Below are 13,567 nucleotides of genomic sequence, written 5' to 3'. Positions count from 1 at the left end.
GTTATCTCGAAGGTGCGGGCAAAAAGTGGCGCAGGGTAGCCAGCAGTTGGGCCATGTCGAGCGGCTTGGTGAGGTAGGCATCGAAGCCTGCCGCGACGCCTTGCTTGATATCACTCTCCATGGCGTTGGCCGAAAGCGCAACGATGGGGAGCGCTTGGCGGCTATATTCGCGACGAATGGCGGTAAGGGCGCGAAAGCCGTCCATGCCGGGCAGATGAATGTCCATCAAGACCAGATCGGGCGTTTGGTGGCGCAATATTTCAAGGCCCATTTCGGCGCTGGCGGCGACGCTTAAGGTATAGCCATCGAACTCGTCGATGATGTCCTGCATCAGCCGTTGGTTGGCCGGATTATCTTCGATATAGAGCAACGTACGCCGCTGCGTTGGCGCCGCAAACGTGTCATCGGCGGTGGCTTGCCAGCCACGGCTGGCCGCAGAGTTGGAGGCTTCTGGCAGGGTGAAATAGAACCTAGACCCTTGGCCCACGCGGCTTTCGACGCCGATCTCGCCGCCCATCCGTTCGATCAGCTCGCGAGTGATGGCGAGCCCGATGCCCGTGCCCTCGATGTGCCCGTGTTCGGCGTCCAGGCGATTGAACGGCTCGAACAGCGCATTCAAGTGGCGCGCATCGATGCCCATGCCGGTGTCGCTGACGCTGATACATAGCCGCTCGCCCTGGCGTTCGGCGCGCAGGTCGATGTGCCCCTGCGGGCGGTTGTACTTGATCGCGTTGGAGAGCAGGTTGAGCAGCACCTGCTTGGTACGGGTGTAGTCGGCCTCAATCATCCACTCCTGGGGTGGCGCGTGGCAGGTGAGGGTGATACCCGCCGCGTCAGCGGTGGCTTCGAGCGTGGCGCAGGCGTCGTCGAAGACGTTGGCCAGCGACAGCGGCTCGATGGAGAGCGAAAGCCGCCCGGCTTCGATCTTGGCCAGATCGAGGACTTCGTTGATCAAGCTCAGCAGGTGCTGGCCGCTTTTTTCGATCTGAGCGACCTGGCGCTGCTGTTTTTCGGCCAAAGGGTAACGCTTGGCGTTGCCCAGCAGCTGGGAGAAACCGAGGATGGCGTTGAGCGGGGTGCGCAGCTCGTGGCTCATCGAGGAGAGAAACTCGCTTTTAGCGCGGTTGGCGGCTTCGGCTTGGTCGCGGGCGTGCTCGAGCGCGCGGGCGGCCTCTTCCCGCTCGGCCATTTGGCGATAGAGATTGATCAACAGGGCGCATGTGTCGGTAAATGGCTGTAGCCAGTCGATTAGCGCCTGATTTAGAGGCTGGCGGCAGTTGGCAATGGCGTACATGCCGATCAGCCGCGCGCCGCTATAGATGGGGACGCCCAAATAGTTGTTCAGGCGCGGATGACCGGGCGGAAAACCGCCGCGATACTGGTGCCCGTAGACGTCGTCGGTCATCACCACTTCGCCGTGGGCATAGACGCGTCCGAGCAGGGTGTTCTCGCTGGTCAGGGTCATGTCGCCGCTACGTAGCTGCTCCATTAGCTGGCGCGACTCTTCGTTCCAAGAGAGATCGGTGATGGCGTGGATCTTGAGCGCATTGTGCTCGGGTGTGGTAATGACTTCACCAATCAGGGCGTAGTCGCTATCGGTCAGTTCGCGTAGAGCTTCCATCATGAAGGTCCAAAGCCCGGCACCGGACATCAACGCCTGGTAGTCGGTAATGCCTTGGTGCAGCACCTTGAGTAGGCTTTGCTCCTTCTGCATTCGGCGCTGAGCGGCGTAGACGTCGGTCAAATCGGTGATGACGCCGAGAAACTCCATCACCTCACCCTGATCGTTATGAATGGCGTTGAGCGTCAGATGCACCGGAATGCGCCGCCCGTCGCGATGTTGGACTTCGATTTCGCGGCGCTGATCGATGGCGCGGACCTTGTGGCCTGAGAGGTAGGCGCTGATGACCTCGTGATAGAGCGACGCGTATTCGGGCGGTGCAAGCGTCGTCGCGCTTTGCCCCGTGAGCTCCTCGGTGGCATACCCCAGCAGGTTGAGCGCAAAAGGGTTGATGGCAATGATGTTGCCCCTGCGATCGATACGGACCTTACCGGTAGCGCTTTTGATGAACAGTGCCTCGAAGCGCTGGGCCGTCGTGGTAAGCTCGGCCTCGACCTTATGATGGTGCAAAAGTGCTTCGGCCTGACCTGCCAGGCCCGCGAGCAGGCGTCTTTCACGCGCATCGAAGGTACGTGGCTGGGTATCGATCACGCAGAGAGCACCGACCATCACGCCATCGTCGAGCACCAGCGGGTGACCGGCGTAGAAGCGCATGTGGGGCTTGTCGGTGACTAAGGGATTGGCTGTGAAGCGCTCGTCTTCGAGGGTGTTTTCGACCACTAGGGTGTCGCCGTGCGCCAGGGTATAGGCGCAGAACGAGCTCTCACGAGCCGTTTCGCGAACGCCGAGCCCGGCGTGGGATTTGAACCACTGGCGATGCTCGTCGAGCAGTGAGATCAGCGCAATGGGCGCATCGAAAAGCTCGCAGGCAAGTTGGGTCAACTGGTCGAAGACCGCTTCGCTCGGCGTATCGAGGATTGCAAGCTCCCGCAGCGCGGCGAGGCGTTCGGCTTCCTGGTCGGGCGTTACGTCAGCATGCATTCACAAGAGTCTCGAAAGAGCGGTAGTGACAACATACCATAGAGGCTGTGTTTCAAAACGTTAATTAAGCCGCATCCCATTGCCCAGGAGGCGCTATGCCCACACCCTTGCCGCTGAGGCTTGTCACCCTGGCGGCCATTGAGGCCATCGACGCGCGCCAGTGGGATACGCTGGTGAGTAGCGAGCAGCCCTTCCTGCGCCATGCCTTTCTCCACGCCCTGGAAGCCAGCGGCTCGGTGAGTGTGGAGACCGGCTGGGAGCCTTGCCATCTCTGCGTGTGGCAGGGGGATATGCTGGTGGGGGCGCTACCGCGTTACCGCAAGCACCACTCTTATGGGGAGTACGTCTTCGACTGGGCCTGGGCCGACGCCCTGGAAGGCGCCGGTGGGCGCTACTACCCCAAGGCGTTGAGCGCCGTTCCTTTTACGCCGGTGCCTAGCGCCCGTACGTTGGTTGCTTCTGACGCCGATGGCGAACGGGTGCGCGCGGCGCTGGCCCAGGGCTGGCGCGAACAGTGCCACAAGGAGGGCCTGTCGAGCTGGCACTTGCTGTTTTCCGATACCCATGACGTAGATGCCTGGAAAGCGCTCTGCCCTGAGCTCATTGTGCGCGAGGGCGTGCAGTTTCAGTGGCGCGACCGTGGCTTTGGTGACTTCGATGGCTTTTTGGCAGCGCTGACCTCCAAACGGCGCAAGATGATCAAGCGTGAACGGCGCCTGGTCGCCGAGCAAGGCTTCACGCTTAAGCGTCGCGCTGGTCGCGAGATCGATGAAGAGGCGCTACGCCACTTCTATACCTGCTACACCATCACCTATCACGAGCGCGGGCGGCCGCCCTATTTGAACTACGCCTTCTTCGAGCGACTATGGCAGCAGGCGCCTGAATCGCTGATGCTGGTGCAGGCCTGCCTGGAGGGGCGCCCGGTGGCAGCGGCGCTCTATCTTGTTGGTGCGCACTCGCTCTATGGCCGCTACTGGGGTAGCGAAGTGCACGCCGACTGCCTGCATTTCGAGGCCTGCTACTACCAGGGCATCGCCTTCTGCCTGGAGCAAGGGCTTAGCTTGTTCGACCCGGGTACTCAAGGCGAGCACAAGTTGATTCGTGGCTTTGCCCCCGAGCCCGTGCGCTCGCTACACTACTTGGCCCACCCCGGTTTGGCCGCAGGCGTGGCGCAGTTTTGTGCCGAAGAGGGACGCCAAGTGCGGGCCTATCGCCAAGCCGCCCAGGCCGCGCTGCCGTTTCGCGCCGACTGACTCGCTGGTCAGGCGCCTTGATGGCATAATGCCCAGCGGCTGCGCAGGGCGACGATTCAGGGAGAGGACGACATGCATAAATGGCTGGGGCTGATACTGCTGCTGGCGCTTGGCCTATTGCAGTACCACCTATGGTTGGGCAACGGCGGCTGGCGTGATTTCAAACAGCTCGAAGCGCGGGTTGCGGATCAGGAAGAGCTTAACGTGCCCCTGCGCGAGCGAAATGCTCGCTTGGCGGCTGAGATCACCGACCTCAAGACGGGGCTCGATGCCATTGAGGAGCGCGCGCGCAGCGACATGGGCATGGTGCGCACCGATGAGCAGTTCTTCTGGGTGCCGGGCGTTGCCATTGAAGGTGAGCTGGTCGGCCTCAATGCAGGCGCGCTCAACCATCGTGGGAGGCAGTCGCCGTGACGCCGACGCCTTGGCTAGTGGTGCCAGCGGCGGGACAGGGCAAGCGTATGGGCGCCGACCGCCCAAAACAGTACCTCGACCTTGCCGGTGAGCCGCTCTTGCGCCACACCCTACGCCGCCTGCACGCCGCCTTTCCCGAGGCCCGCTGCGTGATTTGCCTGGACGACGACGACCGCTGGTTTCGCAACGCCTGGATGCCTTTTGCCCACTGGCAACGCGTCAGCGGTGGTGCCGAGCGTATGGACAGCGTGCTCAACGGTTTGCACGCCATGGCTGCCGACGCCAATGACCCCGTGCTGGTACACGATGTTGCCCGCCCCTGCGTGATGCCAAACGACCTACAGGCGCTCTATCAGGCCACGCTGGAGAGTGCCAGCGGCGCTCTGCTGGCGATGCCGGTGGCCGATACCATGAAGCGTGATAATGGCGATGGCGCAAGTTTTCGCACCGAATGCCGCGATGGCTTATGGCACGCCTTGACCCCACAGGGGTTTCGCCATGGGCTACTGTTGCGCGCGCTAACCCAGGCCCAGCGCAGCGGCGCTTTAGTGACTGACGAAGCGTCGGCAATCGAGGCGCTGGGATTGGCGCCGCGTCTGGTGAGCGCCCGCCGCGACAATATCAAGGTTACCCACCCTGGCGATCTTGGTCTTGCCGCCGCCATCCTGTCGGCCCAGGCGGGCGAGATACATAAGGCCGAAAGTGGCCACGAGATCGCCCTGGCCGCTACGCGCAGTTAAGCCAGCAAGTGCTTTAAGGAGAACACCATGCGAATTGGCCACGGTTTTGACGTTCACCGCTTCGGCCCCGGCAACCAGCTAATGATCGGCGGCGTTGCCATCCCCTTCGAGCAAGGCTTCGTTGCGCACTCCGACGGCGACGTGCTGCTGCACGCCATTAGTGATGCGCTGCTCGGCGCCTGTGCGCTGGGTGATATCGGCCGCCATTTTCCCGATACCGATCCGACCTACGCCGGGGCCGACAGTCGCGCTCTGCTGCGCCATGTCGTTGGTCTTGTCCGCACCGAGGGCTACCAGATAGTCAACCTCGATGCCACCTTGATGGCGCAGCTACCCAAGATGTCGCCGCATATCGATGCCATGCGCGAGGTCATCGCCGCCGATCTGCAGGTGGCGCTGAATCAGGTCAATGTCAAAGCCACCACCACCGAGCGTTTAGGCTTTACCGGCCGCGGTGAAGGAATCGCCGCCGAAGCCGTGGTGCTGCTGCAATGCCTTTGAACGCGAGCGACTGGCCGCGCTGGCGGCGGCTACTGGACGAGCATTTCGGCGCCCCTTTACCGGGGAGCTACCGCGGCGTTGCCGAAGATTTCGTCGTCGAGGAGCTTTTGGATTTCACCCCCGAAGGTCAGGGTGAACATCTTTGGCTCTTTATCGAAAAGCGCGGCCAGACCACGCTCGATGTAGTACGCGCGCTTGGGCGTCTGTGTAAGACCGGCCCGCGCGAGATCGGCTATTCGGGCATGAAGGATCGCATCGCCATCACCCGGCAGTGGCTCAGCGTTCAGCTTCCCGGACGCGAGCCACCGGAGGGGTTAGAAACGGCTCTCGCCGAAAGCGGCATTCAGGTACTTCAGTGCCACCGCCACCCGCGCAAACTCAAGCGCGGCGTGCACCGCCGTAATCGCTTCACTCTGCGTTTGAGCGGTCCGGCAATGGCTGAGGAGGCGCTCACGCCGCGCTGGCAGCACCTCTGCGAGCAGGGCGTGCCAAACTATTTCGGACCTCAGCGCTTCGGTCCCGAGGGACGCAACCTGTTTCGCGCCGAGGCGCTTCTGGCCAAAGGTTGGCGCAAGCGCGACGATCGCCACGGCATGCTGCTGTCCAGTGCGCGCAGCTTTTTGTTCAATACCTTGCTGAGCGCGCGTATCGAGGAGGGCAGCTGGGCCACGCCGTGCCCCGCCGATACGCTGATGCTCGACGGCACTCAGAGTCTTTTTGCCATCGACGAGGTGGACGAGACGCTTTACGCGCGTGCAGGGCGACTCGACGTTCACCCCACCGCACCGCTGTGGGGCAAGGGCGTGGAAGAGCAGGGCGCCATGGCAGCGCACGCGCAGACGCTTGAAAAGACCTACCCAACGCTTTGCGCTGGGCTCGAGCGCAGCGGTGTGGCTGTTTCACGTCGGGCGCTGCGCATGCGCTTGAGCGAACCTCGGCTTGAGCGTGAGGCCCCGGATCGCGTGGTGCTGAGCTTCGAGCTGCCCAAGGGCAGCTTCGCGACTGCCGTGATCAGTGAACTGATCGCTCACCCCGACTTCGAGCCGGTGAGGCCCGGCGCTGCGCTTTCACCCTGATCGAGCGAGGAGATCTTCATGCGACGACTGCTGCTTTCCAACGACGATGGCGTTCACGCGCCTGGTTTGAAGGCCCTGAGCGATGCGTTGGCGGCCTATGCCCAACTGCGCGTGGTGGCGCCGGATCGCGACCGTAGCGGTGCGAGTAATTCGCTGACGCTGTCGCGCCCCTTGGCGCTGACGGCGCTGGATAACGGCTTCTACAGCGTCGACGGAACGCCAGCGGACTGCGTCTATCTGGGCGTCAATGGCATCTGGGACGAACGCCCAGATCTGGTCATCTCGGGTATCAATCACGGCAGCAACTTGGGTGACGACGTGCTCTATTCGGGCACCGTGGCGGCGGCCATGGAGGGGCGCAATCTGGGTATGACGGCCATCGCCATGTCGCTGTGCGGCCAGCAATACTTCGATACCGCTGCGCGAGTAGCCGCAACGCTGATCGGTGCCGCCGACCAACTGTCGCTGCCGCCGCGCTCGCTGCTCAACGTCAACGTGCCCGATGTGCCCTGGGAGGCGCTGCGCGGCTTTCGCGTCACCCGGTTGGGCTATCGCGGCCCGGCCGAGCGCCCGGTGGCGGTAGAAGACCCGCGCGGGCGCACGCGCTACTGGATCGCGCCGGTAGCGGCCAACGCCGATGATGGCGAAGATACCGACTTTGCCGCCATTGAGGCGGGGTACGTGTCGATTACACCGCTACAGACGGATCTTACCCGTCACGCCGCGCGCGATGACGTTCAAGGCTGGCTCGATGCCTTTGCCTGAACTGTCGCCCGAGGCGCTGCGCGGTCGCGGTATGACCTCACAGCGCACGCGCGACCGCATGATCGAGCGGCTGCAGCAGGGGGGCATCAGCGATGCGCGCGTGCTCGAAGTGATGGCACGCGAGCCGCGCCATCTGTTCGTCGATGAGGCATTGGCGCACCGCGCCTACGAAGACACCTCGCTGCCCATCGGCTTTGGTCAGACGCTGTCGCAGCCGCTGACCGTGGCGCGGATGACCGAACTTGTACTGCGTGCGTCGCCGCGCCGGGTGTTGGAGCTGGGCACGGGATCAGGCTATCAAACCTTGATCTTGTCGCGTCTGGTGGAGGAGCTCTACTCCATCGAACGTATTCAGGCGCTACACGCCCGCGCGGCCGAGCGGCTGTGGTATCTGGAGGCCGATCCGGCCCTTGCCGTCGCCGATGGCGCCGAGGGGTGGCCGGAGGCGGCGCCTTTCGATGTCATCTTGCTCACCGCCTGCGCCCAGACGCTGCCCCCGGCGCTGATGCATCAATTAAAAGAGGGAGGCTTGCTGATCGCGCCGCTCGAAGAAGCCGATGGCAGCCAGTGGTTAACCCAGGTGAAGCGGATTGGCGCGGCGTTCGAAAAACGCCGCTTGGAGCCGGTTCGCTTCGTGCCTTTTTTGCAAGGAGTGGTGGAGTGAAGCGTCGATCGATAGGCACCTTTTTCAAAGGTGCAGGCATGGGGGCGGCCGATGCCGTTCCTGGCGTCTCGGGAGGGACCATTGCCTTTATCACCGGCATCTACGAGGAGTTGATCGATACCATTCGACGCTTTGGTCCCGGTGTTTGGGGCGTATGGCGCCGGGGCGGCGTGGCCGGTCTTTGGCGCTATCTGAACATGGCGTTTTTGATACCGCTTTTGGCCGGGGTCGGAGTGAGCCTGTTCTCGGTGGCGCATTTGGCCGTATGGCTGATGGAGCAGCATCCGCTGCTGCTCAATGGGTTTTTCTTTGGTTTGGTGGCGGCCTCTACGCTGGTGGTTAGCAGCGCCAGCCGTCGGTGGAAGTGGCGCTACGTCTTTGCTCTACTGGCGGGGCTCTTGCTCGCCAACATGCTGCCGGCGCTCATGCCTTTGGTACTGCTGCTTGGCAATGAGGCCGCGGTGATCATGGTGGCGGGAGCCATTGCCATCAGTGCCATGCTGCTGCCGGGCGTTTCGGGCAGCTTTCTATTGCTCACCATGGGACTCTACGGCACCATCATGCAGGCAATACGTGGGCTCGATATCGTCGTCATTGGGCTTTTTGGGGTAGGCTGCGCGGTAGGGCTGGCGCTCTCTTCGCGGCTGTTGGCTTGGCTTTTGCGCCGCTATCACGACGCCACGCTTCAGTTGCTACTGGGATTCATCGTTGGGTCGCTGCCGGTTCTCTGGCCGTGGCGCGAGCTGTTAAGCTACCAGTTGGGGCCAAACGAGCAAATGGTACCGCTGAGCTACCGCTACCTGATGCCCGACGACTACGCCATGCTGACCGGCAACTCGGCACAGGTGGTGGGCGTAGTCGCACTGATGCTGCTGGGGGTTGTGCTGGTCGTTGCGCTCAACCGCCAGGCGAGCCATCGTCGGCCTGCACCGCTGGAGCCGCGCATCGCACCAGAAGATACGCCGCGTAAAGGCCACTCCGATAAGGCGTGAGTTTGGATATATTGGCCAGGGCAGGGTGGCCGAGGCCAACGGATCAGGGCATCTGGCCAAGACATGCTGGCCAAGACATGCTGGTCAAGACATGGTGGTCCAAGACATAGACAGGAGTAAGGTTTGCATGCGTAAGGTCTTCATGCATAAAGTTTTTGCCGTTTCCGCTTTGGCGCTGGCGGTAGCGGGTTGCGCCAACCAGCAAGGTGGGGCGCCTCAGGTGCGTGACTTGAGCGAAGCGAGCCGCGCCGTCGAGCGCACGCCCCAGTACACCGTCAAACCCGGCGACACGCTTTATGGCATCGCCTGGCAGCACAACCTCGACTACCGCGACTTGGCAGCACTCAATAACATCTCGCCGCCTTACCAGATTCAGCCCGGCCAAAGCATTGCGCTGCGTCAAGGCGCAGGTGCAGGTGCGCCCGCTGCCGCCAGCGCTCAGCCGTCGCGGGGAGCGGTTGCTACCGGGCTCAATAATCAATCCGGCGGCGCTCAGGTGGCTGTTGCATCGAACACGCCAAGCGCGAACCAGGGGCAGGCACAAAGTGGCCAGAGCGACCAAGAGCTCGACTGGCTCTTGCCGGATGAGTCAGCCATGGCGCGTAACCGCCGCCAAGCCGACGAGCGCGACGTCGAGAATGACGATATCGCCTCTTCGTCTTCGACGAGTGCCCAGCGAGAAGAGCCAAGCCGCCAAGAGAGCGCGCCTTCTCAGCCGGTGCCGACAGAAAGTGTCGGCGTCACCATCGAGCCAGAACCTGCACCCGAACAGCAAGCCGAGCCAGAGTCCGAACCGACGCCGCAGCAGGCTGCGCCCTCGTCCTCAGCGCCCGATCGCTCGTCGCGGACCTACACGCCTGCGGAAAATATTGCTTGGCAGTGGCCGGCTGATGGCCGCGTGGTTGGTGAGTTCGGCCAGGGGGGTACCATTACCGCTGGGATTGATATTGCTGCAGAAAAGGGGCAACCTGTAAAAGCAGCGGGGCCGGGTATCGTAGTCTATGCCGGTAGTGGGGTTCGGGGGTATGGCAACCTCATCCTGCTCAAGCACAACGATCAATACCTGAGTGCCTACGCGCACAACGACAGCTTGCGGGTCAGTGAGAACGACGTGGTCGAGGCTGGTGAGGTCATCGCCACGGTGGGAGACAGCGACGCCGAAAGCCCACGACTGCACTTCGAAGTGCGTCGCGATGGCCAGCCGCAAAACCCGCTGGACTATCTCCCCTCCCGTTAAGCGTCTATGGGCGGCGTCGACCATGGAACCAGGTTCGCCGCCCAGGTGACACCCGAACGTGAAATACGCGTCATATAAAATAGCGGCATACAAGAAGCTAGACCGCGCCTTTTCGGCGCTTCCTTTCTTAATTTTTTAAATGGCGGGGTAGGCTCAACCGGGGGTAAGCGCAATGACGATGCTAGAGAGGGATCTACAGGAAGTGGATACAGACGCAATGGAACCAGCAGTCGAAGAGGTTGATGAGGACCTCTCTACCGAAAGCGAAGACGATGCCTTCGAAAAAGCATTGGGCCGCGAAGAGCGACAGTATCAAAGCTTGGATGCGACCCAGATATACCTTAACGAAATCGGCTTCTCGCCGCTGCTGACGCCCGAAGAAGAGGTGCATTACGGCCGCTTGGCGCGTAAGGGCGACGCGCTCGGCCGTTCGCGGATGATCGAGTCCAACCTTCGCTTGGTGGTCAAGATCGCAAGGCGCTATCTCAACCGTGGGCTGACGCTGCTCGATCTGATCGAGGAGGGTAACTTAGGGCTGATTCGGGCGGTGGAGAAGTTCGATCCCGAGCGCGGGTTTCGTTTCTCCACCTATGCCACTTGGTGGATTCGCCAGACCATCGAGCGCGCGTTGATGAACCAAACACGCACGATCCGGCTACCGATCCACGTGGTCAAGGAGCTCAACATCTACCTGCGTGCGGCGCGTGAGCTGACCCAAAAGCTCGACCACGAAGCCACCGCCGAAGAGATTGCCGAACACCTCGACAAGCCAGTGGAAACGGTCAAGAAGATGTTGGGTCTGAACGAGCGTGTCTCCTCCGTCGACTACCCGATGGGCGGCGAAAGTGACAAGCCGTTGATCGACACTCTGGCCGACGAAGAGGAGCAGGGGCCTGAGGAAACCTTGGTGGATGGCGACGTCAAAGCGCACGTCGATCATTGGCTAGACGAGCTTTCCGAGAAGCAGCGCGAAGTGGTGGTACGTCGCTTCGGTCTGCGCGGACATGAGTCGGCCACGCTCGAGGAAGTCGGCGCCGAGATCGGCCTCACCCGCGAACGCGTTCGCCAGATTCAGGTGGAAGCGTTAAAGAAGCTACGCCGCGCGCTGGAGAAACAGGGGCTTTCCATGGAAGCCATTTTCGAAAGCTAGGGCAAGTCGCGGCTGCTACTGCTTGGCAGCGGTGGCAGGCCGCGCATTATTACCGACCACGCACCGGCTTTCCGGTGCGTGGTTTTTACTAGGGCAACTACTGCCTTTGACTTCGTTTGAGTGACTACCATCATGCGTCCCCTCGTTGCCGATATCGACCTCGCCGCGCTCTGTCACAATTATCGCCACGCCTGCGCCTGTGCACCCCAAAGCCGTTCGGTAGCGATCATCAAGGCCGATGCCTACGGCCATGGCGCCATCGAATGCGCCAAGGCGCTGGTAGGCGAGGCACCTGCCTTTGGCGTCGCCTGTATCGAAGAGGCGTTAGCGCTTCGCCAAGCGGGCATCGATACGCCTATCGTGCTGCTAGAGGGGATTTTTAGCGCTGATGAGCTCGCGCTGGTCGATGAGCACGGTTTTTGGATCGCCGTGCATAGCGCGTGGCAGGTGGAAGCACTGTTGAGCTTTGCACCGCATCGCCCTATTCCGGTCTGGCTCAAGGTCGACTCGGGCATGCATCGCCTGGGCTTTGCCCCCGAGGAGATCGAAAGCCTCTGGGCGCGTCTGAGTCAAGCGCCTCAGGTGGGCGAACTTGTGCTAATGAGCCACTTCGCCTCGGCGGACGCCAGCGATAGCGGCTATTTCGAGATCCAGCTGCAGCGTATCGTAGCCCTGGCGCATGCGCTCAAAGCGCCGTTGAGCATCGCCAACTCCCCGGCCACGCTGGCCTGGCCCGTTGCCCATGGCGACTGGAACCGCCCCGGCATCATGCTCTATGGCAGCGACCCGTTGGAAGTCGCCAATGCGTCGAGCCGCGACCTGCGTCCGGTCATGACCTTGCGATCACAAGTGATCGCGCTGCGCGATCTGGCAGCGGGCGAGCCCGTGGGATACGCCGGCCGCTGGCGTGCACCGCGCCCAAGCCGAATCGCCGTGGTCGCCGCAGGCTATGGTGATGGCTATGATCGCCACGCTCAGGATGGCACGCCCGTGCTGGTCGACGGTCAGCGCTGCACGATAGCAGGCAAGGTCTCCATGGACATGCTGACCGTCGATGTCACCGACCTACCCGAGGTTCGCATCGGCAGCGAAGTAGTGCTTTGGGGACGAGCCGCCAACGGCACCGTACTCAGCGTCGACGAGGTCGCCAACGGCTGCGATACCATTAGCTACACCCTGCTGACCGGCATTTTGCCCCGCGTACCGCGGCGCTATTTAAGCAACGATCAGGCTTGAGACACGATTAGGCATGGCCAAGACCCCATACCCCCGCTCCTTTGCCCATCCGCGCTACTGGCCCACCTGGATCGCCATTGGTGCTATGTACCTAGCCGCTTGGCTGCCCTGGCGGCTGCGGCTTGCCGTAGGTAAAGCGCTGGGCCTTCTGGCCTGGCGCTTCGCGCGTCGGCGTCGGCGCATTACCGAGACCAACCTTGCGCTCTGTTTTCCCGAAAAGGGGCCAGACGAGCAGAAGCGCCTGGTGCGCGAGACCTTCATTGCCAACGGCATCGGCTTGGTCGAAACCGCTACCGGCTGGTGCCGCGACGCCGAGGGGCTTCGCCACCGCGTGGCTTACCACGGCCAGGAGCACCTAGCGCGGGCCAAGGCCGAAGGCAAGGGCGTACTGGTGGTAGGCATTCACTTTTCGACCCTAGACTTAGGTGGCGCGCTGCACTCACTGTTCTTCCCCGCCGACGTGGTCTACCGCCCGCACAACAACCCGCTGTTCGAGCGCTTCATGACCCGCGCGCGTTCGCGCATCTTCGGCCAGGCGATCGATCGGCACGATCTGCGCGGCGTGGTACGGCGCATCAAAGCTGGGCATATCGTGTGGTATTCGCCCGACCAGGACTTCGGTCGTGAGGCCAGCGTTTTCGCACCGTTTTTCGGCCATCAGGCGGCTACTATTCGCCTTACCGCCAAGATCGCCCGCATGACCGGCGCACCGGTAGTGCCGCTGATGTTTCACCGCAACCCCGATAACCGCAGCTACACCATCGAGTGTTTGCCCGCTTTCGATAATTTCCCCAGCGGTGACGAGGTGGCCGACGCCACCCGCGTCAACCAGTTCATCGAGCGCGCCATCCGCAAGCATCCCGAGCAGTATCTCTGGCTGCACCGCCGCTTCAAGACGCGCCCGGAAGGCGAAGCAGGGTTCTACTAACCGCTATTA

13 protein-coding genes are annotated in these 13,567 nt (G+C 62.3%); 12 read left to right on the top strand and 1 reads right to left on the bottom strand.

Annotated features, from left to right (window positions below):
• Position 1 precedes the first annotated feature (1 nt).
• Complete coding sequence (locus LLY24_RS10465) at positions 2-2,602, bottom strand: GAF domain-containing protein (RefSeq protein WP_259036234.1); 2,601 nt, start codon at positions 2,600-2,602, stop codon at positions 2-4.
• Positions 2,603-2,697: 95 nt separating this feature from the next.
• On the opposite strand from LLY24_RS10465, the gene LLY24_RS10460 reads away from it, so the two are divergent.
• From LLY24_RS10460 to lpxL, 12 genes are all read left to right on the top strand, one after another.
• Entirely contained in the window at positions 2,698-3,855 is a 1,158-nt protein-coding gene (locus LLY24_RS10460) for a GNAT family N-acetyltransferase (RefSeq protein WP_259036233.1), read from the top strand.
• Between the two features lie 72 nt (positions 3,856-3,927).
• Entirely contained in the window at positions 3,928-4,269 is a 342-nt protein-coding gene (gene ftsB / locus LLY24_RS10455) for a cell division protein FtsB (protein ID WP_259036232.1), read from the top strand.
• Positions 4,266-5,009, top strand: a complete 744-nt coding sequence (gene ispD, locus LLY24_RS10450) for a 2-C-methyl-D-erythritol 4-phosphate cytidylyltransferase (RefSeq protein ID WP_259036231.1) — start codon at positions 4,266-4,268, stop codon at positions 5,007-5,009. The genes ftsB and ispD overlap by 4 nt, the downstream gene beginning before the upstream one ends.
• A gap of 27 nt (positions 5,010-5,036) precedes the next feature.
• The gene (ispF, locus tag LLY24_RS10445; RefSeq protein WP_259036230.1) at positions 5,037-5,510 is read left to right on the top strand and encodes a 2-C-methyl-D-erythritol 2,4-cyclodiphosphate synthase; all 474 of its coding nucleotides are present in this window, start codon (positions 5,037-5,039) and stop codon (positions 5,508-5,510) included.
• Positions 5,501-6,586 carry a tRNA pseudouridine(13) synthase TruD gene (gene truD, locus LLY24_RS10440; RefSeq protein ID WP_259036229.1) on the top strand — a complete coding sequence of 362 codons (1,086 nt, stop codon included), beginning with the start codon at positions 5,501-5,503 and terminating at the stop codon, positions 6,584-6,586. Before ispF ends, truD begins: the two co-directional genes overlap by 10 nt.
• Positions 6,587-6,604: 18 nt before the next feature.
• Positions 6,605-7,351 carry a 5'/3'-nucleotidase SurE gene (gene surE / locus LLY24_RS10435; RefSeq protein ID WP_259036228.1) on the top strand — a complete coding sequence of 249 codons (747 nt, stop codon included), beginning with the start codon at positions 6,605-6,607 and terminating at the stop codon, positions 7,349-7,351.
• Complete coding sequence (locus LLY24_RS10430) at positions 7,338-8,015, top strand: protein-L-isoaspartate(D-aspartate) O-methyltransferase (RefSeq protein ID WP_259036227.1); 678 nt, start codon at positions 7,338-7,340, stop codon at positions 8,013-8,015. Before surE ends, LLY24_RS10430 begins: the two co-directional genes overlap by 14 nt.
• Entirely contained in the window at positions 8,012-9,007 is a 996-nt protein-coding gene (locus LLY24_RS10425) for a DUF368 domain-containing protein (RefSeq protein ID WP_259036226.1), read from the top strand. Before LLY24_RS10430 ends, LLY24_RS10425 begins: the two co-directional genes overlap by 4 nt.
• 127 nt (positions 9,008-9,134) lie before the next feature.
• On the top strand, positions 9,135-10,244 hold the full coding sequence (locus tag LLY24_RS10420) for a peptidoglycan DD-metalloendopeptidase family protein (RefSeq protein ID WP_259036225.1): 1,110 nt from the start codon (positions 9,135-9,137) through the stop codon (positions 10,242-10,244).
• Positions 10,245-10,416: 172 nt separating this feature from the next.
• Entirely contained in the window at positions 10,417-11,394 is a 978-nt protein-coding gene (gene rpoS / locus LLY24_RS10415) for an RNA polymerase sigma factor RpoS (protein WP_259036224.1), read from the top strand.
• A gap of 132 nt (positions 11,395-11,526) precedes the next feature.
• The gene (alr, locus tag LLY24_RS10410; RefSeq protein WP_259036223.1) at positions 11,527-12,630 is read left to right on the top strand and encodes an alanine racemase; all 1,104 of its coding nucleotides are present in this window, start codon (positions 11,527-11,529) and stop codon (positions 12,628-12,630) included.
• Positions 12,631-12,643: 13 nt separating this feature from the next.
• The gene (gene lpxL, locus LLY24_RS10405; protein WP_259036222.1) at positions 12,644-13,558 is read left to right on the top strand and encodes an LpxL/LpxP family Kdo(2)-lipid IV(A) lauroyl/palmitoleoyl acyltransferase; all 915 of its coding nucleotides are present in this window, start codon (positions 12,644-12,646) and stop codon (positions 13,556-13,558) included.
• Positions 13,559-13,567: the final 9 nt, after the last annotated feature.

The sequence above is a fragment of the Halomonas dongshanensis genome, assembly GCF_024790395.1.
Classification (GTDB): Bacteria; Pseudomonadota; Gammaproteobacteria; order Pseudomonadales; family Halomonadaceae; genus Vreelandella; species Vreelandella dongshanensis.
Note: the sequence above shows the minus strand (reverse complement) of the source record. Positions and strands in the feature narration are given on the sequence as shown.

What these genes read in the sequence shown, in the direction of transcription:
- LLY24_RS10465 (WP_259036234.1), bottom strand. Translation starts at nt 2,602, where the DNA reads ATGCATGCTGACGTAACGCCCGACCAGGAAGCCGAACGCCTCGCCGCG.
- LLY24_RS10460 (WP_259036233.1), top strand. Translation starts at nt 2,698, where the DNA reads ATGCCCACACCCTTGCCGCTGAGGCTTGTCACCCTGGCGGCCATTGAG.
- ftsB (WP_259036232.1), top strand. Translation starts at nt 3,928, where the DNA reads ATGCATAAATGGCTGGGGCTGATACTGCTGCTGGCGCTTGGCCTATTG.
- ispF (WP_259036230.1), top strand. Translation starts at nt 5,037, where the DNA reads ATGCGAATTGGCCACGGTTTTGACGTTCACCGCTTCGGCCCCGGCAAC.
- truD (WP_259036229.1), top strand. Translation starts at nt 5,501, where the DNA reads ATGCCTTTGAACGCGAGCGACTGGCCGCGCTGGCGGCGGCTACTGGAC.
- surE (WP_259036228.1), top strand. Translation starts at nt 6,605, where the DNA reads ATGCGACGACTGCTGCTTTCCAACGACGATGGCGTTCACGCGCCTGGT.
- LLY24_RS10430 (WP_259036227.1), top strand. Translation starts at nt 7,338, where the DNA reads ATGCCTTTGCCTGAACTGTCGCCCGAGGCGCTGCGCGGTCGCGGTATG.
- LLY24_RS10420 (WP_259036225.1), top strand. Translation starts at nt 9,135, where the DNA reads ATGCGTAAGGTCTTCATGCATAAAGTTTTTGCCGTTTCCGCTTTGGCG.
- rpoS (WP_259036224.1), top strand. Translation starts at nt 10,417, where the DNA reads ATGACGATGCTAGAGAGGGATCTACAGGAAGTGGATACAGACGCAATG.
- alr (WP_259036223.1), top strand. Translation starts at nt 11,527, where the DNA reads ATGCGTCCCCTCGTTGCCGATATCGACCTCGCCGCGCTCTGTCACAAT.
- lpxL (WP_259036222.1), top strand. Translation starts at nt 12,644, where the DNA reads ATGGCCAAGACCCCATACCCCCGCTCCTTTGCCCATCCGCGCTACTGG.